This is a genomic window from Mucilaginibacter conchicola, from assembly GCF_003432115.1.
Classification (GTDB): domain Bacteria; phylum Bacteroidota; class Bacteroidia; order Sphingobacteriales; family Sphingobacteriaceae; genus Mucilaginibacter; species Mucilaginibacter conchicola.
Window position 1 is genome coordinate 431,779 of the sequence record NZ_QWDC01000001.1, and the last position, 24,565, is coordinate 456,343.

At 44.0% G+C, this 24,565-nt stretch carries 27 protein-coding genes and 1 riboswitch; of the genes, 21 read left to right on the top strand and 6 right to left on the bottom strand.

The genetic code is table 11. The features are described 5' to 3' along the window. The first annotated feature begins 7 nt into the window (after positions 1-7). The gene (locus tag D0C36_RS01730) at positions 8-1,075 is read left to right on the top strand and encodes a GDSL-type esterase/lipase family protein (protein WP_117389867.1); all 1,068 of its coding nucleotides are present in this window, start codon (positions 8-10) and stop codon (positions 1,073-1,075) included. A gap of 119 nt (positions 1,076-1,194) precedes the next feature. Here the strand turns inward: D0C36_RS01730 and D0C36_RS01735 are convergent, their stop codons facing one another. Continuing rightward, the gene (locus D0C36_RS01735; protein ID WP_117389868.1) at positions 1,195-1,725 is read right to left on the bottom strand and encodes a hypothetical protein; all 531 of its coding nucleotides are present in this window, start codon (positions 1,723-1,725) and stop codon (positions 1,195-1,197) included. 221 nt (positions 1,726-1,946) lie between these two features. Between D0C36_RS01735 and D0C36_RS01740 the strand changes: the two genes are divergently transcribed. The 5 genes from D0C36_RS01740 (at position 1,947) to D0C36_RS01760 (ending at position 6,557) form a co-directional block, all read left to right on the top strand. After that, the gene (locus D0C36_RS01740) at positions 1,947-2,642 is read left to right on the top strand and encodes a CoA transferase subunit A (RefSeq protein ID WP_117389869.1); all 696 of its coding nucleotides are present in this window, start codon (positions 1,947-1,949) and stop codon (positions 2,640-2,642) included. Positions 2,643-2,772: 130 nt separating this feature from the next. Then, a complete protein-coding gene (locus D0C36_RS01745) occupies positions 2,773-3,429 on the top strand; it encodes a 3-oxoacid CoA-transferase subunit B (protein WP_117389870.1) in 657 nt (218 codons plus the stop codon). 187 nt (positions 3,430-3,616) lie between these two features. Continuing rightward, positions 3,617-4,267, top strand: coding sequence for a ribulose-phosphate 3-epimerase (gene rpe, locus D0C36_RS01750; RefSeq protein ID WP_117391326.1), 651 nt, complete (start codon positions 3,617-3,619; stop codon positions 4,265-4,267). A 188-nt stretch (positions 4,268-4,455) separates the two neighbouring features. Next, on the top strand, positions 4,456-5,523 hold the full coding sequence (serC, locus tag D0C36_RS01755) for a 3-phosphoserine/phosphohydroxythreonine transaminase (protein ID WP_117389871.1): 1,068 nt from the start codon (positions 4,456-4,458) through the stop codon (positions 5,521-5,523). A gap of 83 nt (positions 5,524-5,606) precedes the next feature. After that, positions 5,607-6,557, top strand: a complete 951-nt coding sequence (locus tag D0C36_RS01760; protein ID WP_199501948.1) for a D-2-hydroxyacid dehydrogenase — start codon at positions 5,607-5,609, stop codon at positions 6,555-6,557. 70 nt (positions 6,558-6,627) lie between these two features. Here D0C36_RS01760 and D0C36_RS01765 read toward each other — a convergent pair whose 3' ends face one another. Both D0C36_RS01765 and D0C36_RS24355 read right to left on the bottom strand, forming a co-directional pair. Further along, positions 6,628-7,224, bottom strand: a complete 597-nt coding sequence (locus D0C36_RS01765) for a hypothetical protein (protein WP_117389872.1) — start codon at positions 7,222-7,224, stop codon at positions 6,628-6,630. Between the two features lie 515 nt (positions 7,225-7,739). Further along, positions 7,740-7,940: a hypothetical protein gene (locus D0C36_RS24355; RefSeq protein WP_147321914.1), complete on the bottom strand. Its 201-nt coding sequence runs from the start codon at positions 7,938-7,940 to the stop codon at positions 7,740-7,742. A gap of 124 nt (positions 7,941-8,064) precedes the next feature. Here D0C36_RS24355 and thrS point away from each other — a divergent pair, with 124 nt between their 5' ends. From thrS to rplT, 4 genes are all read left to right on the top strand, one after another. Further along, positions 8,065-9,990, top strand: a complete 1,926-nt coding sequence (gene thrS, locus D0C36_RS01775; protein ID WP_117389874.1) for a threonine--tRNA ligase — start codon at positions 8,065-8,067, stop codon at positions 9,988-9,990. Between the two features lies 1 nt (position 9,991). Beyond that, entirely contained in the window at positions 9,992-10,558 is a 567-nt protein-coding gene (gene infC, locus D0C36_RS01780) for a translation initiation factor IF-3 (protein ID WP_117389875.1), read from the top strand. Positions 10,559-10,675: 117 nt separating this feature from the next. After that, entirely contained in the window at positions 10,676-10,876 is a 201-nt protein-coding gene (gene rpmI / locus D0C36_RS01785; protein WP_117389876.1) for a 50S ribosomal protein L35, read from the top strand. Positions 10,877-10,952: 76 nt separating this feature from the next. Continuing rightward, on the top strand, positions 10,953-11,297 hold the full coding sequence (gene rplT / locus D0C36_RS01790) for a 50S ribosomal protein L20 (RefSeq protein WP_095704380.1): 345 nt from the start codon (positions 10,953-10,955) through the stop codon (positions 11,295-11,297). Positions 11,298-11,512: 215 nt separating this feature from the next. Here rplT and D0C36_RS01795 read toward each other — a convergent pair whose 3' ends face one another. Further along, the gene (locus D0C36_RS01795; protein ID WP_117389877.1) at positions 11,513-12,409 is read right to left on the bottom strand and encodes an SRPBCC family protein; all 897 of its coding nucleotides are present in this window, start codon (positions 12,407-12,409) and stop codon (positions 11,513-11,515) included. Positions 12,410-12,519: 110 nt separating this feature from the next. Continuing rightward, a riboswitch (cobalamin riboswitch) is annotated at positions 12,520-12,726 on the top strand. Between the two features lie 107 nt (positions 12,727-12,833). Here D0C36_RS01795 and D0C36_RS01800 point away from each other — a divergent pair. The 6 genes from D0C36_RS01800 to D0C36_RS01825 all read left to right on the top strand — a co-directional run bounded on the left by D0C36_RS01800 (position 12,834) and on the right by D0C36_RS01825 (position 19,582). After that, positions 12,834-14,906 carry a TonB-dependent receptor plug domain-containing protein gene (locus D0C36_RS01800; RefSeq protein ID WP_117389878.1) on the top strand — a complete coding sequence of 691 codons (2,073 nt, stop codon included), beginning with the start codon at positions 12,834-12,836 and terminating at the stop codon, positions 14,904-14,906. A 3-nt stretch (positions 14,907-14,909) separates the two neighbouring features. Next, positions 14,910-16,052 carry a YncE family protein gene (locus tag D0C36_RS01805; RefSeq protein ID WP_117389879.1) on the top strand — a complete coding sequence of 381 codons (1,143 nt, stop codon included), beginning with the start codon at positions 14,910-14,912 and terminating at the stop codon, positions 16,050-16,052. Between the two features lie 17 nt (positions 16,053-16,069). Next, positions 16,070-16,957, top strand: coding sequence for a cell surface protein (locus D0C36_RS01810; RefSeq protein WP_117389880.1), 888 nt, complete (start codon positions 16,070-16,072; stop codon positions 16,955-16,957). 45 nt (positions 16,958-17,002) lie between these two features. Continuing rightward, positions 17,003-18,088 (top strand): DUF5074 domain-containing protein, encoded by a 1,086-nt coding sequence (locus D0C36_RS01815; RefSeq protein WP_117389881.1) that lies wholly within the window; start codon positions 17,003-17,005, stop codon positions 18,086-18,088. 76 nt (positions 18,089-18,164) lie between these two features. Then, entirely contained in the window at positions 18,165-18,731 is a 567-nt protein-coding gene (locus D0C36_RS01820; RefSeq protein WP_147321915.1) for a DUF6580 family putative transport protein, read from the top strand. A 164-nt stretch (positions 18,732-18,895) separates the two neighbouring features. Continuing rightward, positions 18,896-19,582: an SIR2 family NAD-dependent protein deacylase gene (locus D0C36_RS01825; protein WP_117389883.1), complete on the top strand. Its 687-nt coding sequence runs from the start codon at positions 18,896-18,898 to the stop codon at positions 19,580-19,582. A 278-nt stretch (positions 19,583-19,860) separates the two neighbouring features. On the opposite strand, the gene D0C36_RS01830 is transcribed toward D0C36_RS01825, so the two are convergent. Continuing rightward, on the bottom strand, positions 19,861-20,109 hold the full coding sequence (locus D0C36_RS01830; protein ID WP_117389884.1) for a hypothetical protein: 249 nt from the start codon (positions 20,107-20,109) through the stop codon (positions 19,861-19,863). After that, the gene (locus D0C36_RS01835; RefSeq protein ID WP_117389885.1) at positions 20,106-20,816 is read right to left on the bottom strand and encodes a DUF3291 domain-containing protein; all 711 of its coding nucleotides are present in this window, start codon (positions 20,814-20,816) and stop codon (positions 20,106-20,108) included. The genes D0C36_RS01830 and D0C36_RS01835 overlap by 4 nt, the downstream gene beginning before the upstream one ends. Positions 20,817-20,891: 75 nt before the next feature. On the opposite strand from D0C36_RS01835, the gene D0C36_RS01840 reads away from it, so the two are divergent. The 5 genes from D0C36_RS01840 to kynU all read left to right on the top strand — a co-directional run bounded on the left by D0C36_RS01840 (position 20,892) and on the right by kynU (position 24,564). Next, the gene (locus tag D0C36_RS01840) at positions 20,892-21,374 is read left to right on the top strand and encodes a GAF domain-containing protein (RefSeq protein WP_117389886.1); all 483 of its coding nucleotides are present in this window, start codon (positions 20,892-20,894) and stop codon (positions 21,372-21,374) included. Continuing rightward, positions 21,367-22,020, top strand: a complete 654-nt coding sequence (locus tag D0C36_RS01845) for an alpha/beta fold hydrolase (protein ID WP_117389887.1) — start codon at positions 21,367-21,369, stop codon at positions 22,018-22,020. Before D0C36_RS01840 ends, D0C36_RS01845 begins: the two co-directional genes overlap by 8 nt. Further along, positions 22,017-22,619, top strand: coding sequence for a DNA-3-methyladenine glycosylase (locus tag D0C36_RS01850; RefSeq protein WP_117389888.1), 603 nt, complete (start codon positions 22,017-22,019; stop codon positions 22,617-22,619). The genes D0C36_RS01845 and D0C36_RS01850 overlap by 4 nt, the downstream gene beginning before the upstream one ends. Before the next feature lie 49 nt (positions 22,620-22,668). Continuing rightward, positions 22,669-23,169: a pyridoxamine 5'-phosphate oxidase family protein gene (locus D0C36_RS01855; RefSeq protein WP_117389889.1), complete on the top strand. Its 501-nt coding sequence runs from the start codon at positions 22,669-22,671 to the stop codon at positions 23,167-23,169. 105 nt (positions 23,170-23,274) lie between these two features. Beyond that, a complete protein-coding gene (gene kynU / locus D0C36_RS01860; protein WP_117389890.1) occupies positions 23,275-24,564 on the top strand; it encodes a kynureninase in 1,290 nt (429 codons plus the stop codon). The last annotated feature ends 1 nt before the right edge of the window (position 24,565 follow it).

The window sequence follows — 24,565 nt, forward strand, 5'->3', positions numbered from 1 at the left end:
GAAGCTCATGAAACAGCTTAGATTACTTGCTTTATCAGCACTGATGTTTGCCGGGTTCTGTGCAAAAGCCCAAACCAATATCAGTTTTAAAGATCCTAAGATCTTTTACATGGGCCGCTCGCCGGTGCGCGATACCTCGGCAGAGTTATCGTGGACCGGGGCTTCCATTGCCATCAATTTTAACGGTACCGCCGTAAAAGCTACCCTGAACGACGAGAAGGGCCTTAACTATTACAACGTAGTTATCGATGATAAGGTAACGCAGGTTATCAAGCTAAAGCAGGGCAAAAGCGAGTATGAACTGGCATCGGGTTTACCGGCAGGTAAACACAAGTTGGAGCTGTTTAAACGTACCGAATATGACTGGGGCCGTACCTGGTTCTACGGCTTCAACATCAATGGTAAATTACTTACACCCCCAACCTACAAACACCGTATTGAATACTTTGGCGACTCGATAACCTGTGGCATGGCTGATGAGGATACAACCGGCAAAGACCGCGGCGACAACGATTATGAAAATGGCTACGCCAGCTATGCCAACGTAGCGGCACGTGCTTTTAATGCCGATATACACTGTATCTCAAAAAGCGGCATCGGTATAGTAATAAGCTGGTTTGATTATGTAATGCCAGATATTTACGATAAGGTTTACGCTCACGGCGATGAGAAATGGGATTTCAGCAAATACACGCCAGAAGTAGTAGTTGTCAATCTTTTCCAGAATGATTCATGGTTAACCCGCGCTAAAGATCACGAACAATTTAAAAAACTGTTCGGCACCACGCCGCCAGCACCAGAGTTCATCATCAGTCATTATCAGGATTTTATCAAAAGCATCCGCGCCAAATATCCAAAAGCTAAAATAGTTTGTGCTTTAGGTTCCATGGATGCGTCAAAAGAGGGCTCTGCATGGCCGGGATATATTGAGAAAGCAGTTGCAGGGTTAAATGATAAGGATGTTTATACGCATTTCTTCGCGTTTAAAAATACGCCGGGCCACCCAAGTGTTAAAGAACAACAAGCTATGGGAGAGGATCTGATAGCGTATATTAAGAGTACGTTTAAGTGGTAGGATAGTACTGTCATTTCGAACGATAGTGAGAAATCCTGTTATTAATGCTAAGCTTATAGCTTTTCATAGATAACAAGATTTCTCTTCGCTGTCGCTCATTCGAAATGACAAATTTAAAACTACTCCCCAACCTTCTGCTGATCAGGTGTTTCGTTAGGGCCGGGGATGTTTACATTGTCGTTGCCATCGGCGGTACCTTCCTGGTAGGTTTGGTTCTGCTCGTTTTTATTTTCATCGCCCTCAGAAGTATCTTCTTCGTTATCTTTAGCAGGAGCAGCGTTCTCTTCGTCAGATTGTCCGGTTGGTACAGCGCCGGAGGCTTCTGTATAGTTTGACTGGCCTAACTGGTTAGGATCTTTAAAGTTATTAAATTCCGGGTGCTCATCAGACGGCTCGGTACGGCGGAAGTATTCGTTGGTATAACCCGCATTGCGCGATGGATTGTTGGCATCATCACCAGATGGAGTGTTGCTGTTCTCGCCGAATCGTTGCCCGCCGTTACCTTGGCCTTCCATACCGGGTTCATTAGCTTTCTTTTCCTCGCTGCCAAACATAAAGTTTTCGCGGCGCAGGTCTTTTTCTTCTAAATTATCGTCATCCTCAACGCGGTAAGCGTTTGGCTGTGGATTGTTGCTGTTATTTAGTTCCATTTTGTTTATAGATTGATGTATAGATAGAAGTCTTAAGTTTTTTATTTGTTTGTATTTTTTAATTAAAAGTTTAAAATACTAATTACCAGCATGTTCATGAACGTTCACTATGTTCATGCCGTAAACGTGAACACTTTTAAATCAATCCGCTCAAACAAATACTATGCATGCATAGTATTTGTTATATTAAAAACCTACATTTGCTTTAACCAATTATAAACATGAATAAAGTAGTGAGCGGGGCCGAAGAGGCCATCAGCGATATAAAAAACGGCATGACTTTAATGCTGGGCGGTTTCGGTTTATGCGGCCTGCCCGAGAAAACCATACTTGCCTTAGCAGCAAGTGGTATCACTGGTCTTACCTGCATATCCAACAATGCGGGGGTAGATGACTTTGGTATCGGCTTACTGTTGCGCAACCGGCAGGTTAAGAAAATGATCTCATCTTATGTAGGGGAGAACGCCGAGTTTGAGCGCCAGCTCCTAAGCGGCGAGCTGGAAGTAGAGCTCATCCCGCAGGGAACATTAGCTACCCGTTGCATGGCGGCAGGCTACGGTATGCCCGCAATTTTCACCCCTGCTGGTATCGGCACAGAGGTAGCAGAAGGCAAAGAGATCCGCAATTTTAATGGTAAAGATTACCTGATGGAAATGGCCTTTGATGCCGATTTTGCCATTGTAAAAGCTTGGAAGGGTGATAGCATGGGCAATCTGGTTTACCGGTCAACCGCCCGCAATTTTAACCCTGTAATGGCCATGGCCGGTAAAGTAACCATAGCCGAAGTTGAGGAATTGGTAGAGCCCGGCGAACTGGATCCTGATCATATCCATACACCAGGTATTTATGTGCACCGCATATTTAAAGGTGAGAACTACGAGAAGAGGATAGAGCAGAGGACGGTAAGGAAACAATAATTATGTCATTGCGAGGAGCGTAGCGACGCGGCAATCTCCTCGCTTTTATCTGCATGCGACGAGATTGCCACTCCGCCAGTTGGCGGATCGCAATGACATACCTTATATAATATTATAAAACATTAAATCTATGTTAGACAAAGAAGGCATAGCCAAACGCATAGCGAAAGAAGTAAAAGACGGTTACTATGTTAACCTGGGCATCGGCATACCTACGCTGGTGGCCAACTATATACCCGAAAATATTGATGTGGTACTGCAATCAGAGAACGGCCTGTTAGGCATGGGCCCGTTTCCGTTTGAGGGCGAGGAAGACCCCGATACTATTAACGCAGGTAAGCAAACCATTACCAAATTACCCGGCTCGGCGGTTTTTGATTCGGCCATGAGTTTCGGGATGATACGGGCTAAAAAGGTAAACCTCACCATCCTTGGTGCCATGGAAGTATCAGAAAACGGTGATATCGCCAACTGGAAAATCCCCGGCAAAATGGTGAAAGGTATGGGCGGCGCTATGGATCTGGTAGCCTCAGCAGAGAATATCATCGTGGCCATGCAGCACGTAAACAAAGCCGGCGAATCAAAACTGTTACCCAACTGCACGCTGCCGCTAACCGGCGTAAACTGTGTTAAAAAGATAGTTACCGAACTGGCAGTATTGGATGTGTTGCCTGATGGTGGTTTCAAGCTATTGGAACGCGCGCCGGGTGTATCTGTTGAAGATATAAAAAAAGCCACCGCAGGTAAACTAATAGTAGACGGCGAAGTACCGGAGATGCTTGTCTGAACTGACAAAATTCGTCATGCTGAATTTATTTCAGTATCCCACGGATAAGTTAACCTTCTGATGGGGTGCCGAAATAAATTCGGCATGACGAACTGTGTATGTATGTGATGTTCAATTGTCAGTTTGCAGGAGTGCGAACTGCAAACTATTGACTGCAAACTTCAACAATATCCCTATATTTACCGCCATGGAACGTTTGATAGCACCTTCTGTATTATCTGCCGATTTTGCCAACTTGCAGCGCGATGTTGAAATGATAAACGCCAGCGAGGCCGGTTGGTTCCATGTGGATGTGATGGATGGCATGTTTGTGCCTAATATCTCATTTGGTTTCCCTGTTATTAAAGCCATCAAGAAATACGCGCAGAAGCCACTTGATGTGCACCTCATGATCGTTGACCCAGATCGTTACCTTAAAGATTTTAAAGAAGCCGGTGCAGATAGCATTACGGTACATTATGAGGCTTGTCCGCATTTGCATCGTACTATCCAGGCCATTAAACAACTGGGCATTAAAGCCGCAGTAGCCGTTAACCCTGCAACCCCTGTTGCTAATTTAAAAGACATTATTGCCGATGTAGATATGGTGCTGGTAATGTCGGTTAATCCGGGCTTTGGCGGACAAAAATTCATAGAACATACTTACACCAAAGTAGCCGAAGTAAAGACCTTGGCAGCAAACGCCAACCCCAACCTTATTATTGAGGTTGATGGGGGAGTAGATGCAAGCAATATCGCCAAACTGGTTGAGGCAGGTGCCAGCGCGCTGGTTGCCGGCAGTTCGGTATTTTCCTCGGGCGATCCGTTCTCGGCAATTTCACAGCTAAAGCACGCCTGATTGCCATAATTGCAATTTCTTATAGTTTTTCTCTTTTTACGTTTTAATAATTGCAATTAATCCCGTGGTTAATTATCGATATTTTTTAAAAAAAATGTAAAAAAAGTCTATAAACTTTGTCGAATTTACTACCTTAGGCGCGTCTTAGTACAAACTTTATAAACCAACATAACAAACAACATATAGTCATGAAACACAATTTCGGTGCCGGACCCGGCATATTGCCTCAGGAAGTATTCAAACAGGCAGCTGCAGCTGTACTTGATTTCAACGGAACAGGTTTATCCTTACTGGAAATATCGCACCGTTCGCCGGAATTTGAAGAAGTACTTAATGAGGCTGTTGCGTTAGTGAAAGAATTATTCAGTGTACCAGAGGGTTATTCTGTATTGTTCTTGCAAGGTGGCGCAAGCACCCAGTTTGCAATGGCACCCAACAACCTGTTACCAGAAGGTGGCAAAGCTGCTTATTTAGATAGCGGTGTTTGGGCAAGCAAAGCTTTAAAAGAAGCCAAATTCTTTGGTAATGTTGAGGTGGTAGCATCTTCAAAAGAGAGCAACTACACTTACATCCCTAAAGATTATACTATTCCGGCTGATGCGGCTTACTTCCACATCACATCAAACAATACTATTTACGGTACGCAATTGCAGCAGTTCCCTAAATCTCCGGTTCCTTTGGTTTGCGATATGTCGTCAGATATTTTTAGCCGCGAGGTTAACGTTGCCGATTTCGGTTTGATCTACGCCGGTGCGCAGAAAAACATGGGCCCTGCAGGCGTTACTTTGGTGATAGTTAAAGATGATATCCTTGGTAAATCAGGTCGTAAGATCCCTGCTATGTACAACTACGAAGTGCAGATAGAAGGTGGCTCAATGTACAATACCCCGCCATGTTTTGCTATCTACGTATCAATGCTTACGCTGAAATGGTTAAAATCAAAAGGTGGCGTACAAGCTATCGAGAAAGACAACAACGAGAAAGCACGTGTATTATACGAAGAAATTGACCGCAACCCGCTTTTCAAAGCTGTTGCCGCAACTGAAGATCGTTCACGTATGAACGTTTGCTTCGTTATGGAGAACGCTGAACTGGAAAAACCATTTCTTAAATACTGTGATGAAAAAGGCATTGTAGGCCTTAAAGGCCACAGAAGCGTAGGTGGTTTCCGTGCTTCAATTTACAACGCATTGCCAATTACCAGCGTTTACGTGCTGATAGATGCTATGCGCGAGTTTGCTGAGAAAAATAAATAATACCCCCTAACCCCCTGAAGGGGGAATAGGATTTTGCTCCCCCTTTAGGGGGCTGGGGGGCTTAACCATTTTTATTAATTATAATGATCAAAATATTAGCTAATGACGGCATCGACCCGATAGGCAAAAAAATGCTTGAGGATGCCGGTTTTGTAGTGGATACCAATAACATTCCACAGGATGAGTTACCTACGCGCTTACAAGAGTACGATGCTATTACTGTGCGTAGTGCTACAAAAGTGCGCAAAGCATTAATTGACGTTTGCCCGGGCCTTAAACTGATAGGTCGTGGTGGTGTTGGTGTTGATAACATCGATGTTGACTACGCTAAAGAAAAAGGTATCGGCGTTTACAATACACCTGCTTCATCTTCATTATCAGTAGCAGAATTAGTATTCGGCCACCTGTTTGGTGGTGTACGTTTCTTGCAGGATAGCAACCGCAAAATGCCGGTTGATGGTGCTGCAAAATTCAACGACCTGAAAAAAGCTTATGCCAAAGGTGTTGAACTGCGTGGCAAAACTTTAGGTATCCTTGGTTTTGGCCGCATAGGCCGCGAGGTAGCTAAAATTGCTATCGGTGTGGGTATGGAAGTATTGGCTTTTGACGTATTTCCGTTTAACCCTGAGGTTGAGGTTGTTTTAGGTGGTGGCTTTGTTGCTAAAGTTGCTGTTAAAACTGCTACTAAAGAAGAGATCATCGCTAATGCTGATTTCATTACCCTGCACACGCCATTTGTTGACAAGGCGCTTATTGCAGCTGCCGAGTTTGAGCAAATGAAAAAAGGCGTTGGTTTGGTAAACTGCTCACGCGGTGGCCTAATTGATGAGACCGATCTGATCGCTGCTTTAGATGGCGGCAAAGTTTCATTTGCTGCACTGGATGTGTTTGATAACGAACCAACCCCTCGTCAGGATATCTTGTCTCACCCTAAGATCTCGCTTACGCCGCACATCGGTGCTGCTACTAACGAGGCACAGGAGCGCATAGGTGTTGAGCTGGCAAGTTTAATTATCCAGCATTTTAAAGGCTAATCCTTATAAACCTATAAATACTAAAACGGCCCGTGCATAAGCATGGGCCGTTGTTTTTTAAACGCGATTTCTATCGTTCTATATCCAAGATCCGCTCTTCGGCATCCATCTGTTTAAGGATGTCTACAGATAAAGTATCCTCTTTTGTAGAATAGTCTTTGCTTTTAAGTTTATCTATGCCGGTCGCCTGGTCGGTTTCGTAATTATTCAAATACAAAAATACTGTATCACCTTTCACGCGGCTCACCTTTGCGAGTGTGTAGGCCGAGTTTTTAAGTTTGATCTGTAGCAAATCATTCTTTTGCAGGGCAGGGATCATGCCGGTTACACGTTTATGTGTCTGCTTATCTGAAATAACAATCGCAACTACAATTGCAGCAACTACACCAAAGCCGGAGAATGTCCATAGCGGCAGTTTGGCATCAGCTTTTACGTTATCATAAGCTATCTTGAGCGATTGCGGCATGTTGCGATAATCTAAAACTTGCCGGCAATGTGCACAAACCGACGAGCCTGTTTTACCGATAGGGAAGAAGGGAATCCAAAAGATATGTGCCCATTTTTGCCACACGCTTATCTGTATGCTGTTAGGGGTATTGCAATTAGGGCAGGGTTCTGTAACAAATTCGTGTTTGATGGCTTTGGCCCGTGTACCATAGATGATCATGAGTGTTTGTGATTGTTTAGTGGCGGTTAAAATAGCGAAATATCTTTAGGGTTAAAAATATTGCGCTAATTAAGTAATAAGTTGTCAATCTGAGCCTGTCTAACACCTGTGCAGGCGGCAAATGATTTTACAGGCTCGCCATGAAAAAATAAATCCTAATCGGTTTAAACTACAAATGACTATAAAAAAGATTATACGTTTATTGACGAAACACGTGATCGCCCTGATGAAAGCGCATTATCAAAGGGATGATTTGAATACCTTTACTTTGAATACTGAATAGAAAATTTAAGCTTATAAATATTTCGGTAAGTTCTTTATCCAAAACGTGGTAGTCAACACTTTTTTCTGATTGCAAACCGTAAGTAGTCACAATTTCATCAATTATAAAGTTGAACTCCCTCAGATCACTTGTCCTTAATAAAAACTTCATGGCTTTTATAACAAAAATAAATCAGATCTTAAATTAATAAAAAGCAACTCAATATCATATTTAATACTTATTGACAAATACGTTATTGACTGAAGTGGATACCGGCCCGGAAGCCTAATGCCTGTGCCATAGGCATCCCTTCGGGGCAGGCGTATAAACGGAAAGCCCGACCGCAGGAAACGCCCATAACATAACCACTTGTCATGGTGAGTCCGTCGAACCAGTAGCCATGCGTAAAGGTCTTCGATAAACTCAGACTGACACTTGGTATGATTAACGCCACCAAATAGCATAATTTACACCCGCAGTATAAATAAAATCCTATTTTTGCAACAATTGAAAAGATCGCGGTAGTATGCGACCTTGTGTTTATTTACATATTTATAAAATTTAAATCATAGTTGTAGATGATTAACATTACACTTCCTGATGGTTCCGTTCGTGAGTACGATAAAGGGATCACTTCTATGCAGATAGCGCTGTCTATCTCTGAAGGTTTAGCACGTAACGTATTGGCCGCCGAAGTTAACGGCGAGGTTTGGGATGCCAGTCGCCCGATTGAAGAAGATTCAGCCGTAAAACTATTGACCTGGAATGATGCCAAAGGTAAAGCTACCTACTGGCACTCATCGGCCCACTTAATGGCCGAGGCTCTTGAGGCGCTTTATCCGGGTACAAAATTCGGTATCGGCCCGGCTATCGAGACCGGCTTTTATTACGATGTTGACTTTGGTGATATCAACTTCTCATCTGACGATTTTAAGAAGATAGAAGACAAGATGATAGAGCTTGCTAAAACCAAAAGCGATTACATTCGCAAACCGGTTAGCAAAGCTGATGCTATTGAGTACTTTACTGAAAAAGGCGACGAGTACAAGCTCGACCTGATAAAAGACCTTGCTGATGGGTCGATAACACTGTACACCCAGGGTAACTTTACCGACCTTTGCCGCGGCCCACACATCCCCAATACCGGCCATATCAAAGCCGTTAAGTTGATGAGCATGGGGGGAGCTTACTGGCGCGGTGATGAGAGCCGTAAACAGCTTACCCGCATCTATGGTGTAACTTTCCCTAAGGCAAGCGAGCTTGCAGATTATGTACACCTGATAGAAGAAGCCAAAAAGCGTGACCACCGTAAACTGGGTAAAGAGCTTGAGCTTTTTGCTTTTAGCGAAAAAGTGGGCATGGGTTTACCTTTGTGGTTACCAAAAGGTGCTGCCCTGCGCGAGCGTTTAGTTCGCTTTATGCAAAATGCGCAGGTTAAAGCAGGTTACGAGCAGGTAATTACCCCGCACATTGGTCACAAAAACCTTTACATCACTTCTGGTCACTACGAGAAATATGGTGCGGATTCATTTCAACCGATAAAAACTCCGCAGGAAGGAGAGGAGTTCTTGCTAAAACCGATGAACTGCCCTCACCACTGTGAGATATACAAAACCAAACCGCGTTCATACAAAGACCTACCGGTGCGTTTTGCTGAGTTTGGTACTGTGTACCGTTACGAACAAAGCGGCGAGTTGCATGGTTTAACCCGCGTACGTGGCTTTACTCAGGATGATGCACACTTGTTTTGCCGCCCGGATCAGGTGAAGGATGAGTTCAAAAAAGTGATAGACCTGGTGTTGTACACTTTTGGTGCCTTGGGTTTTGACAACTACACTGCGCAGATCTCATTACGCGACCCTGAAAATAAAACCAAATACATTGGTAGCGACGAAACCTGGGCATTAGCCGAAGCCGCTATTATGGAAGCTGCTGAAGAAAAAGGTTTACCAACTGTAGTTGAATATGGCGAAGCCGCTTTCTACGGCCCTAAGCTGGATTTTATGGTAAAAGATGCCCTGGGCCGCAAATGGCAATTGGGTACCATACAGGTAGATTATAACTTGCCTGAGCGCTTTGAGCTGGAGTACACCGGCAGCGATAACCAAAAGCACCGCCCTGTGATGATACACCGTGCGCCGTTTGGTTCATTGGAGCGTTTTGTGGCGGTATTGATAGAGCACTGTGCGGGTAATTTCCCGCTGTGGTTATCGCCAGAGCAATTCACTATTTTGCCTATATCCGAAAAGTATGAGGATTATGCAAAAAAACTTTCAGATGAGTTAAAAAATTCCGATATTTGCGGGCTCATTGACTTCAGAGATGAGAAAATCGGTCGCAAAATACGCGACGCTGAAGTTAAAAAGATCCCTTACATGCTTATTGTAGGCGAAAAAGAAGCAGCCGAAGGCTTAGTTTCAGTTCGTAAACATGGTGTAGGCGATTTGGGAAGCATGAGCATTGAGGAATTTAAACAACAAATAATTAAAGAAATAACAGTATAACTTGGCATTAAACAGACCTTTCAATAGAGGACCAAGGCCACCTTTTAAGAAAAAAGAGGCCGAACATAATATCAACCAATTTATTAAGGCTCCAGAAGTACGTCTTGTAGGCGACAATATAGAGCAGGGTATTTACTCGTTAAGAGATGCTTTAGCGTTAGCGCAAGAGCAGGAACTTGACCTGGTTGAGATATCTCCAAACGCCAACCCGCCTGTTTGTAAGATAACTGATTACAATAAGTTTATCTACGAGCAGAAGAAAAAGCTGAAAGAGATAAAGAACAATGCCAAGCAAACGGTTATTAAGGAGATCCGTTTCGGACCGAACACTGATGACCATGACTTTGATTTTAAATTGAAGCATGCTACCAAGTTTTTGGAATCGGGCGAGAAGGTAAGGGCTTACGTACACTTCAAAGGCCGTGCAATTGTTTATAAAGAACAAGGCGAGATATTATTACTTCGTTTTGCACAGGCGCTTGAAGAAGTTGGTAAAGTAGAGCAGTTACCAAAGCTTGAAGGAAAGCGAATGTTTTTAACAGTAGCACCTAAAGCAGCGAAAAAATAGATTTGCGGATTTCAAATGTGCAAGTGTGCAGATGAAACCCCTTAAAAAGTAAACCCGCAGGTGGAATGATTTGCACATTTGCATATCTGCACATTTGCACATTTATATAATAGAGTTATGCCAAAAATGAAAACCAATTCCAGTGCAAAAAAGCGCTTTAAGCTTACTGGAACCGGTAAAATTGCAAGAAAAAACGCATACAAAAGCCACATCTTAACCAAGATGTCGACAAAACGTAAGCGCGCCCTTGGTCACACAAGCTTAGTTTCTGAAGCTGACATGGGTAACGTTAAACGTATGCTTTGTATCGGCAAGTAATTAATTAATTTTTAACCAGGTATTAGAGTCCAAAGCTTCCTGTTAAAAGGAACACTCACTACCAAAAACAAACAACATGCCACGTTCAGTTAACGCAGTAGCGTCGAGAAGACGCAGGAAAAGAATCATGAACCTCGCCAAAGGTTATTGGGGTTCACGCAGCAAGGTTTACACTATTGCTAAAAACACAGTTGAAAAAGGTTTACAATACGCTTACCGCGACCGTAAAACCAAAAAACGCGAATTCAGAGCTCTTTGGATTCAACGTATCAACGCTGGTGCTCGTCAGCACGGTATTTCTTACTCTCAATTAATGGGTAAGTTAGCCGCTAAAGAAATTGGTTTAAACCGTAAGGTATTAGCTGATTTAGCTATGAACAATCCAGACGCTTTCAAAGCAATTGTTGACGCTGTAAAATAATTTTTAGGCACAACGCATAAGAAAAGCCCCGAATTTCGGGGCTTTTTTGTTTATCTGATTTCGATGATATCAATTTCTCATTGCCGTTGACTTTAGTCAACGGTTTACGTATAAACATATGTGGCTTCAGCCAAATCAATGAGCGATGTTTGGCTAAAGCCATAACGCCTTTCATTTTATCCGTCGGCTGAAGCCAACGGCAACGAATTTTGCCTTTACAATCCCACACTGGGTGCGCCATTGCCGGGCCTGCCATCAAGATCATCTAAATGCGACTGGTATTTTGACTCAGTATTTTCCTGTTGATCATCATCCGATACATCAATAATTGTTTCTTCGATAACCACAGCTACCGGTTCGGCATAATCGTTATCGTTTACACGGAATGAGTTATCTGAGGCTATGCCGCCATCAATATCCATATATTGTTTAAAGTTGCGCACGTCGCTGTCTACCAAATTCTTAAATACGGGGTTAAGAATATGCGCAATACCCCCACCAAAACCACCTGCAGGCGGCTGGTATGATATCACCACATCTATTAGTGTACCTTCACCATCGGGACTATCCTGAAAGGTTACTTTACCGGCGTTATCGATCAGCGAATCGGGAAGAGAACTCCAACCGATCACGTAACCAGGTTCGTCCTGCACAATTTCGGCATCCCAGCTTACATGCGCAGAGCCGATGGGTAGTTTCAGTATCCAGTGCGAAAGGGTATCGCTCACTACTTCAACACTCTCCAGGTGTTTCATAAATAGAGGCAGGTTATCCAGCTTGCGCCAAAAATCATACACTTCCTGCCTTGGTTTGTTCACCAGGTATGACGAGCGGATGTTCACGTTTACCGGCTCAACACTGTTGCGGCCCATGGCCGAATATAATTCGCAATGCCCGGTGATACCGCGGGTAAGCAAATAGCCTCCTGCACCCAATTTAATAATGCTGCTAAAGGGGCTTTTAAACAAACCCTTAAAGCCAGATAATGCCAGTTTTACACCACCCGCAATTGATACCGTACGCTCTGCTGCCGATAAATTAATGCTTTGCGCTATGCGCGCCACATTTGCCGGTGTTTCCCTAAATGTATTTGGTGCTGCTAATGTTGTCATAGTGTGTTCGTTATGTTAATACAACAATCATTACCATGCCAGGTTTTCGTTATCGGTAAATATTTTAACCTGATATATTTTTTGTATTGGGCTTTAGTTAAGCAATTTACTACATTTGCAGCGCTTTAGGTTTTGGTGCAGTGCATATCATTCTGCATCAAATTAAAAGGGAATACGGTGTAAATCCGTAACTGTCCCGCAGCTGTAAGCTCCGTTAACCAAAGTCCACACTTTTAAGTCACTGTTTGCCAACCGGCGAATGGGAAGGCAGGGCAGAGGGGAGCAAGTCAGAATACCTGCCTTGGCGTTATATTATTCATGGCTTTCGTGGATTGAAGCGTGGATGTGAATGCTCCCTGTGTACAGCAGTGTATTCCATTCCTATATTTTCCCCTACCAAAGCCATGATCATTGAGAAACGAGCATGCGCAACTATACTTCTGTTTTTAAACACGTGATACCCGCCAAACTGGCCGGTAAAGTTGCCTGTTGCCTTTCGCTGCCTTTCCTTTTGCTAAACACCGCCAAAGCACAAACTACAAAAAAGGATTCAACTGTAGCCGATACATCCAGGATCCGTAATCTCAACGAGGTGCAGATTCAAAGCAGTCGCTCAGGACTGCGCAATACATCGCCCACGCCATTACAAATAATAAAAGGCCCCGAGTTGGAACGACTTAACAGTTTTTCGGTTGCCGACGCTATCAAGTTCTTCAGCGGGGTACAATTGAAAGATTACGGCGGCATTGGCGGTTTAAAAACCATTAATGTTCGCAGCCTTGGCACCAACCATACAGCGGTATTTTACGATGGCATGCAAATGGGTAACGCCCAAAACGGACAGGTTGACCTTGGCCGAATATCGCTTGATAATATTGAGGAGATCGCTTTATACAGCGGACAAAAAAGCGAGATCTATCAGCCTGCAAAAGCGTTCTCTGCTGCAAGTGCTTTATACCTGCAAACCATCCGCCCTAAATTTGAAGACGGACAGCGTACCCGCATGCGCATCGGTTTTAAAACAGGTTCATTCGGGTTGATCAATCCATCAGTACTTTGGCAGCAAAAGCTGAGCGATAATATCAGCAGCACAGTCAGCGCCGAGTGGACCAAGGCCGATGGCATTTATAAATACCGCTACACAAACGGCGTTTATAACACTACGCTTACGCGCGATAACTCTGATATCGACGCGTGGCGCGTTGAGGCCGGCCTTAACGGGCAATTAGCCGACAGCAGCGGATGGTCGGTTAAGGTTTATAATTACAGTTCGGAGAGGGGATTGCCGGGAGCCATCGTGTCCAATAAATTTAGTTTTAGCCAGCGCCAGTGGGACAGGAACACTTTTATGCAATCGTCATGGCAAACCAACAGTAATAAGCGCTACAGCCTTATGCTGAATGCCAAATACGCCGATGATTACCAACGTTATCTCGACCCTGAATATATAACCGATGAGGGTGTACTGGATAACCGCTTCCACCAGCACGAGTTGTATCTGTCAGCAGCGAACCGTTATCGCATTACACCGGTGTGGGATGTAGCACTTTCTACCGATTACCAGCTGAATACGCTGGATGCAAACCTATATCATTTCGCTTATCCAACCCGCAATACTTTCCTTACTGCCCTGGCATCGCAATTAAAACTCAAACGCTTTAACCTGCAGGCATCTGTTCTGGGAACTTTTGTAGATGATAAAGTGAAGGCTTTTGAAAGTGCGGGCAATAAAACAGAGTTCACGCCGGCGGTAACTGCATCATGGCAGCCGTTTGCAGATAACGGCTTTTTATTGAGGGCTTTTTATAAAAACATCTTCAGGATGCCAACCTTTAACGACCTGTATTACACCTACATCGGCAATACCCTGCTAAAGCCGGAATACGCCAAACAATATGATCTTGGTTTTACATACAGCCGCAGTTTCAGCAATTCGCCGATAACATCGTTATCCATCCAAACCGATGCTTACTACAACAAAGTAAAAGATAAAATTGTAGCCATCCCCGGGGCAAACCTCTATAGATGGATCATGTATAACATTGGTAATGTGAGCATTAAAGGCCTCGAGGTAAACCTGCAAACTACCTGGAAAGCAGGCAGCGAGGTCAACGTCAATGCAGCTGTTAATTACACCTATCAGCAGGCCAGGTACACCGATCAGGGCGTTACGTTTGCTTATAATATTCCGTATATCCCGCTGCATAGCGGCTCATTTACCGCGGGAGCGGAGTACAAAAAGTTTGAATTGAATTACAGCTACCTGTACACGGGTATGCGCTACACCCAGTTGAGCAATAACCAAGATCACATCTATAACCAGCTGGAACCATGGTATACTCATGATGCTTCAGTAGGCTATAACACAATTATTTATAAGCGAAAAACCAAACTGGTGCTGGAGATAAATAACCTGCTTAATCAGGACAGGGAGATCATTGCCAATTTCCCTATGCCAAGGCGCTTTTACCGTTTAAAGATCAGTTATAATATTTAGGATATGACAGGAAGATTTTACAAAGCTATTTACTACTTCACGCTCGTGGCGTTCATCGCAGTGGCCGCATCTTGCCGTAAATCACCATCGGTTACGCCCGAGCAGACGGATACTTTCCCCGCCAATCCATCAAGCGCCATCAAAGGCATGTACCTGCTTAACGAGGGTAATATGAACATGAACAAAGCTTCGCTGGATTACCTTGATTTTAGGGCAGGTATTTACCGTCGTAACATTTACGGACAAACCAACCCCGAGGTGGTTAAGGGCCTGGGCGATGTGGGTAATGATATTGCTATCTACGGCTCAAAAATGTACGTAGTGGTAAACGTATCAAATAAGGTTGAGGTACTGGACGCCAAAACTGCAAAACGCATTAAACAGATAGATATCACCAACTGCCGGTATGTAACTTTCCATAACGGCAAAGCTTACGTAAGTGCTTACCTCGGCACCATCGGCGACCGTAATGCGCCAAACGGAACGGTGAGCGAGATAGATACCACCAGCCTCAGCATAACCCGCAAAGTAACGGTTGGCCGCCAGCCCGAAGAGATGGCCATAGTAGGCGAGAAGCTTTATATAGCCAACTCGGGCGGATATAATCCAAAGAATTACGAGCGCACCATATCGGTTATTGATCTGGCAAGTTTCACCGAAACCAAACGCATTGATGTAGCCATCAACCTCGACAGACTTAAGGCTGATGAATACGGCGACCTGTACGTAACCTCGCGCGGCGATTATTACGATATCCCATCCAAGCTGTTTGTTATCGATACCAAGACGGACGCGATCAAAAAAACATTCGATATAGCCGCCAGCAATCTTTGGATAGATGATGATACCGCCTACATCTACGCCACCGAATGGAACTATACGCAGCAAAAAAACACGATCAGCTATACCATGCTTAACGTTAAGGACGAAACCATCCTCAACAGCAAGTTTATTGCCGATGGCACCGACAAGAATATCACTGTTCCTTACGGCATCATAGTAGACCCTTATACCAAAGATGTTTACGTAACCGATGCCGGCAACTATGTTACATCGGGTACATTATACTGTTTTGATGCAGGCGGCCAAAAAAAATGGCAGATGATTACCGGCGATATCCCTGCACATTTTGCATTTGTTTACTAATAACCATATATCCATACATGAAAAAACAATTTACGCTCTCAAAACATCTCATTATTGCCTCGCTCGCTTTGGGCGTTTTATGGCAATCGTGTTCAAAAGATAAAATCGAAGTAATACAAGAAGCTCCTATAAGGCCAATTACAGCTAACAGCAATGCTTACGTTACCGATCTTTTTGAGTTTAATCCGGCTCCCGGTCAATTTATTAATACCGATCTCGGTGACGAAAAAGGTGCAAAAGGCACATTAGGATCAAACAACGGTTTGGTTAGTTTGGGTGCATGGGGCGGCAACATTGTTGTGGGTTTTGACCATACTGTACTTGATGCAGCCGGTAAAACAGACCTGGTGGTTTACGGAAACGGTTTTGCCAATTTTGCCGAGCCTGGTGTGATTTGGGTAATGGCCGATACCAATGGCAATGGTAAACCCGACGATAAATGGTACGAGATAAAAGGCAGCGCTTATGGGCAGCCGGGGTACATTCGCGACTACGAGGTTACCTATACCAAACCGGCCTGCGATACCTGCAGCGTACACTGGGCCGATAACCAGGGAAAAACCGGCGTAGTGCAAACCAACATGTTCCATACGCAGGCATATTACCCTGCCAGTGTAACCACAAATACTTACACATTAAAAGGCACGCTTTTACCATCAACCAATATTGATATGAGCAACCCAACGTATATCACCAGTGCTGCTTTTGATTATGGCTACTCTGACAATAAAGCCGGTGGCGACGAAATTGACATTAGCACTGCCGTTGATGAAAAGGGAAACAAAGCCAATTTGAAAGGCATAGACTTTATAAAAGTACAAACCGGCATACAGGCCAATATGGGCTGGCTGGGCGAGCAATCGACAGAATTTACCGGCGCTGCCGATTTAAGTTTACTTAAATAAACATCTAATAATAAATAGATTATCATTAAACACTTATACATAAACATGAAACACTTTAGACTTAAAAATTTCTTAACAGTACTAACTATCGCACTGGCACTATCGGCCTGTAAGAAAGATAAAGTACAGGTTGACGAAGTTGGCAAATACGAGAACGGCTTCTTCATCATCAACGAAGGTTGGTTTGGCCATGGCACCGGCACCGTAAGCTTCTTTGACTATGCCACCTCAAAAATTACCGACAGCATATTCACAAAAGAGAACCCGGGCAAAACTTTAGAACCGGCAACGTCATCCCTTGAGTTTGGTACCGTTTACGATGGCAAACTTTACCTGCTAACCAAATCAGGCGGCCCACTGGTTGCAGCCGATGCAAAAACAATGAAAGAGACCGGCCGTATCGCAGCTAACGCAGGTAACGACTGGCGCTATTTCATCGGGTTGGATAAAAACAATGGCCTGGTTAGCACCGGTAGTGGTATATATCCCATCAACTTATCTACCATGTCATTAGGTACACGTATCTCAACAGTAAATGGCGAAGTGGGTGATATGGTTAAAGCAGGCAACTACATTTTTGTGATCTCGGCAAATGATGGTTTGGATATTTTGAAAGCATCCGATTACACTCTGGTAAAAAATATCCCAGGCGTAGTGGTTGGTTTTGCGGTTACGCCTGATGGCTCTGTATGGGCTGGTGGTGATACCAAATTGGAAAAAATAAACCCGACATCACTTGAAGTAACTGACGTAACTGTTCCGTTTACTATTAACGGTTCATGGGGTGCATGGCACCCGGGCTCTATTACGGCATCAACAAGAGAGAACACCGTGTTCATAGCCAATAACGGCCCATACGGCGGTGGCACAACCATTTACAAATATGTTGATGGAAACGCAGCATCAGTTGCAAACGCATTTATCACTGTTAATGAAAATAACGAACTATACGGAAAGGGTTTAGCTTACAATAGCACAACCAATCTGTTAATGGTAAATACGGTTGAGAGCGGCTACGGAACACACTTTGCAGCCAACACTCTCTTATCTTACCATGCAGGTACGGGTGCAAAAACAGGCAGCATTGCCTTTACCGGTTACTATTTCCCGGCTACCTACGCTTTTCATTAATACTTAAAAAGGGGTAATAAATACCCCTTTTATTTACAATGCCTATTAGGTAAATTTGCGCTACAGAAAATATAAGATGTCGACTCAAACAACTCATACCCGCAATACAGTATTGATCACTATGGTGCTTGCAGCCATAGCAATGCGATTGGTAAATACACAATTCCCGGCTTTAAGCAACTTTACACCGGTAGGGGCAGTGGCTTTATTTGGCGGTGCTTATTTTACTGATAAATGGAAAGCTTATATTGTTCCTTTGGCTGCATTGGTTATTAGCGATGTGATTATCAATTACATGTACGCAGGTAAATTTACCTTTTACAGTAGTTCATTATACATGTACGGCTGCTTTATGCTGATGGTATTGGTTGGTACATTTATTAAAAAAGTAAATATTGCCAACGTGGCGTTAGCTTCAATAGTTTCGGTGCTGATACACTGGCTGGTTATGGACCTGCCTTTTGTTTATGGCATGCCAAATACCTGGGCAAACTATGGTACGTTGTTAGTTAAAGCTATTTACCCTTTTGAAACCAATATGTTGATTGCCGATGCGATGTACAGCGCAATCCTTTTTGGTGGCTTTGAGCTGGCTAAGAGCAAATACAACGTTTTGCGTGCCGAGCGCCAGTTGGCTTTGTAATTAACGGTTAATAATATTCAGAAAGCGGTTAGTTGTACTAATCGCTTTTTTTGTGTCTGAACTCGAATTACTGGAATTGAAAGAATTTTAAGAATTACGTTGTCGGCACCAAATTCTGTTAATTCCAATAATTCTTTAAATTCGAGTTCAGACAACATTTATCTATGAAAAGAGTAGTAGTACTCACCGGTGCCGGAATAAGCGCTGAGAGCGGCTTAAAAACGTTCAGAGACAGCGATGGATTGTGGGAAGGATATAACATTGAAGATGTAGCCACACCCGAAGCCTGGGAGCGCAACCCCGAGCTGGTACAGGAGTTCTATAACGAACGCCGCAGATCTGTTTTGGAAGCTGAACCTAACGCCGCCCATTTTGCCTTGGCCAGCCTGCAGGATAAATACGAAGTACACATCATTACCCAGAATATCGATGACCTGCATGAACGTGCCGGATCTCAAAATGTAATGCACCTGCACGGCGTCATTACCCGCTCGCAAAGCAGCATTAATCCGAAGCTTACTTATCCGATAGACGGCTGGGAAATAAAGATGGGGGAGACCTGTGAACTGGGCTCGCAACTACGCGCCCATGTGGTTTGGTTCGGCGAGGCTGTGCCGATGATAGAATCGGCAGCAGTACTTTGTTCGCAGGCCGATATATTCATTTTAGTGGGCACCTCGCTGGCTGTTTATCCGGCAGCCGGACTGATCAATTACGTACCCCGCACCGTCACCAAATACATCATTGACCCAAACATCCCGACGGTAGCCAACCGCTCAATTGTAGAGATGCCTTACAAGGCAACGATTGGGATGCCGATGGTGGTGGAAGAGTTATTGGCGGCAGAATAAAATCGGTAGACCTCGAAGGTCCAAAAACGTCCAAAATCGGCTTATAATTGCGGAAAACACTCACCAAATAAAATTTGGATTGATATTTTTATCATACATAAACAATTAGTAATCAATTATTTATGTTGGTATTTTGAATTAAATCTGATATTCTCGCCATGTCGCGAATCTTGTCCAAAATACCATTTAAGTATAAAAGCCTTCCAAATTAAATTTGGCAGGCTTTTAATATTTTATATAAGTACTTATTTTACAAGCATTTATAAAGTATATGTAAATCAATAATTATAGCGATAATAGGCTTCGTGATAATCTTTACCCATCTCAGTAAATCGTGCGGAAACTTTAGATAAAAAAGCTTCATCCAATATTTCGAATACCGAATTTACGCCGTCGGTAAGATCCATTTCCGGCACTTTGTATGTCTGTTCTAAAGTACCCTGTTCCATCTTCACAATGAACTTTTGATTCATGCTCATAATGGTTATTTTAAAATCAGGGTGCGGCAATTCTGCTATTACTCTCATTGTGTTACTGTATTTAATATTCCGGCCAGCGGGTCTTTTCCGTTAATGCTGCCGATGCTTTCAATTATCTTAAACCTGGCAAAAAGCTCTTCGCTATACCAATCTTCATTTCGTGTCTTTTTGATCACCTCAGCATGTTCTTTACTGCCATAAGCGAAGGCTTTCATCAACTCGGCGCTTTCCCAAACAGAGAAGGTGGCCTGCCTGTAAACTGGCGCCTCGCCAATGCCTACAGAGGTTATATACCCCGGAGCAGAAGCCATCAGATGCGCCACCTCATCCACATGCGACCAAAAGTTCTTAAGCCTGCTTGCGCGGATCGTAGCGCGGGTAAGCACTGCTACAGGGCCATCAATGTCTTTCACGTTGACTTTACCGAAAGGTTCTTTACCATCCCATTTACCATGGCTTTGCATAGGCCGGCACAAAACCGTCCAGCCCTCGGTAGCCAGCATACGCCACCACTTACTTACAAAAGAGCCTTTGGCAAAACGGTCGTAGGCTTCGCGGTCTTCCCATACGGCAAGTAAACCCCATTGCTGCCAGTCGGGTTGCAGATCAAATGTGCCGTTGCGGCCTGTGCCTAACAGTTTCCAGAAGGTGCAGCCATCCTGCAGCATCATAGGCAGGCGGTGCAGAGCCATGGCAAACAGGGCGAAGGGTACAAAAAGCTTGCGGTAACGTACTATAGTGAGGCTAACGATCATCTGTCCGCGAATTAAAATATTAAATATGAGATTTAGCTTATTTACTTTCAGCGCAGTGTAATTACTTTTGCTATCATGGCAGAAGATCTTAAAATCACTACATCAGCAGATAAAGAGGAGCAATACCGCTCGCTTATCCCACAAATTGAAGCTTTACTTTACGGCGAAACCGACTTGATAGCTAACCTGGCTAACGTGGCGGCAGCGCTCAAAGAACAATTCAAATGGTTTTGGGTAGGTTTTTACCTGGTAAAAAACAACGAGCTGGTTTTAGGCCCGTTCCAGGGGCCTGTTGCCTGTACGCGTATTGCCAAAGGCAAAGGCGTTTGTGGCACCTCATGGGAGAAAGCTGAAGTTTTGGTAGTACCCGATGTTGAAGAATTTCCCGGGCATATTGCCTGTAGTTCTGCGTCGCGTTCAGAGATCGTTTTACCTTTATTTCACGAAGGGCAGGTGATAGGCGTGCTTGATGTAGACAGCGAAGAACTGGATAAGTTTGATGAGGTGGATGCTCATTATCTGCAACAGGTTATCCAACTGATAAAATTCAATGCCTAAGGTATTTTTGATAGCCGGTTTAGGTGCCGATAAACGCCTGTTTAAAAACATCCGCATTCCTGAAGGATACGAAGTTGTTTATGCTGACTGGCTTGAACCTAATCTTACTGATACTTTAGCTGGCTATGCACAATCAATTATCAGTCAGTATAATATATCTGATTATGATATAGCGATCGGCGTATCATTAGGTGGGGTGATCTCAACTGAAATAGCCAAACGCGTTAACCTTCGCAAGGTAATATTGATCTCCAGCATCAAGACAGATTCTGAGGCGCCCTTTTACTTCAATGTCTTCCGAAAGATCCCTGTTTACAAACTTACCTCGGGCGAATTATTTAATAAATTAGGATTTGTAGTTAGATTGGTATTTGGTTCCATGTCTAAAGAAGATCAGCTCCTTTTTAAAAGCATGTTATCCAATTCATCGCCAGTGTTTCTCAAATGGGCAATGGGCGCAGTTCTCAACTGGCGCAATGATGTCATCCCGCCAAACCTTTACCATATCATTGGCGATAAAGATCTGGTATTCCCTTACAAAAACATTAAAAACCCAACGGCAGTTATAAAGGGTGGCACGCACATTATTGTTTTTGACAGAGCAGAAGAGATAAACACCCTGCTTGCCGACATTCTGATTCCATGAAATTACCCGAACTGTACTATAAAAACCCCAATATAGTTGCCCTTAGTCGCGATTTGTTGGGTAAGTATCTTTTTACCTATATTGGTGGTGAGCTAACCGGTGGATACATTGTTGAAACAGAGGCCTATGCAGGCGTTATTGATAAAGCTTCGCACTCGTATGGTGGGCGCTTTACACCACGCACCCAAACCATGTATAGTGAGGGTGGCATAATTTATGTTTACCTGTGCTACGGTATCCACGAGATGCTAAACGTTGTTACATCCTCAGCAGGAGAACCGCACGCTATCCTGATAAGGGCCATACAGCCAACCGATGGGATCGAGACCATGCTTCAGCGCCGAAAAATGGCACAACTGAAGCCCAACATCACCAAAGGGCCGGGCTCGGTAGCTAAAGCGATGGGAATATCAAGGCAGATAAATGCCGAGAGTTTACAAAGCGATATCATCTGGATAGAAGACAGAGGTTTAACATTCAGCGATGATGAAGTAACAGCAGCCCCTCGCATAGGTGTTGATTACGCCGGCGAGGATGCATTTTTACCGTACCGTTTTTATGTAAAAGGAAATATTTACGTGAGCAAGCCCAACAAATAGCAATTTCGAGTGGTTATTTGCTCATCTATCTTAAAAAGAAAACACACAAATGAGCAGCGATTGGTCAAGAACAGAAGGCCTTGAATACCTGAAAGACAAGGTACAGGAAATTAAAACAGCAATGCTAACTACCTATAGCGAGGAGCATGGCTTCAGCAGCCGCCCTATGGGTACCGCCGATATTGACGATAACGGCAATATATGGTTCTTCACCAATGAATATTCGCCGAAGGTGAGCGAAATATCAATGGAGAACACAGTATCGTTAACCTACTCTGATGTGGATAACCACACTTACCTGAGCATAGTTGGCGAGGCCAAAGTTGTTGAAGATGAAGAAAAAATGAAAGAGCTTTGGAACCCTTTTATCGAAGCTTTTTTCCCTGAAGGATTAAGCGACCCTAAACTGACATTGCTGAAAGTAGAACCTAACGATGCCGAATACTGGGATAGCAGCAATAGCCGTATGGTAGTGTTGTTTAATATGCTCAAAGCCCGCCTAACCGGCAAACAATATGACGAGGGCAAGCACGGCCACGTAGCACTTTAAGACATATAGCCCAACAGATAAAAACCACAACGTACAACCGTTGTGGTTTTATTTTTTTACGACCATCTGCTTCTCACAAATTGAATTAATGCCTAATATTGACCTATGATCTACCAGGATACATTTGGGTTTGCCCAACAGCAAGACGAGCAGGATGAGCTAAAAAGCTTCCGCGATGAGTTTCTGTTTCCGCAACATAACGGACACAAGGTTATCTATCTCTGCGGTAATTCCCTTGGTTTACAACCCAAATCTGCAGGCCAGTATATCAAAATCCAACTGGATAACTGGGAGAACTTTGCTGTTGAAGGATGGTTTATGGGCGATGATCCCTGGCTGAGTTATCATAAAGCCTTATTACCCACATTATCAGGCTTATTAGGGGCAAATGATAGGGAGATAACTGTAATGAACTCACTTACAGTTAATCTTCACTTACTGATGGTAAGTTTCTATAAACCAACCAATAAACGTTTTAAAATATTGATGGAAGCGGGCGCGTTCCCGTCAGACCAATACGCGGTTGAAAGTCAGGTACGCTTCCATGGCTTTAATCCTAAAGAGGCCATAATAGAAGTTACTCCGCGTGCTGGTGAGGTTACTTTGCGCACCGCAGATATCATTGCACAGATAGAAGATAATGCCGATGAGATAGCGCTGGTATTGTTCAGTGGGATCAATTACTACACCGGCCAGCTGTTTGATATGGAATCCATTGTAAAAGCCGGCCACAAAGCAGGAGCGATGGTGGGTTTAGACCTTGCCCACGCTGCAGGTAACGTGCCGCTGCAATTACATAACTGGGGTGCCGATTTTGCCAGCTGGTGCTCTTACAAATACATGAACTCGGGGCCGGGCGGCATAAGCGGAGCCTTTGTACACGAGCGGCATTTTGCCAATGATAAGCTAAACCGCTTTGCAGGATGGTGGGGCTACCGCCGCGATAAACAATTTTTGATGCAGCCGGGCTTCGATCCTGAATTGGGCGCACAAGGCTGGAATGTAAGTACCAGCCCGGTAGTGTTGATGGCGATGCATAAAGCGTCGTTAGATATCTTTGAAAAGGCAGGTGGTATCGTTCCGCTCAGAAAGAAAGGAGACCTGCTAACGGGCTACTTAGAATACCTCATCAACAACATCAATCAAAAGCAGGGCGAAGAGGTTTATCGCATCATTACACCAAAAGATCAAAAAGACAGGGGCAGCCAGCTATCTGTAGTTTGCAAACGCGATGCCCGCGCTATTTTTGACTACCTGGCGCAAAACGGCATTATCGGCGACTGGCGCGAACCCGATGTGATCCGTTTGAGTCCGGTGCCGCTTTATAATTCATTCACCGATATTTATCACGCCGCTGAAGGCCTTTTTAAAGCCCTTGGCGCCACCAACGCATAAC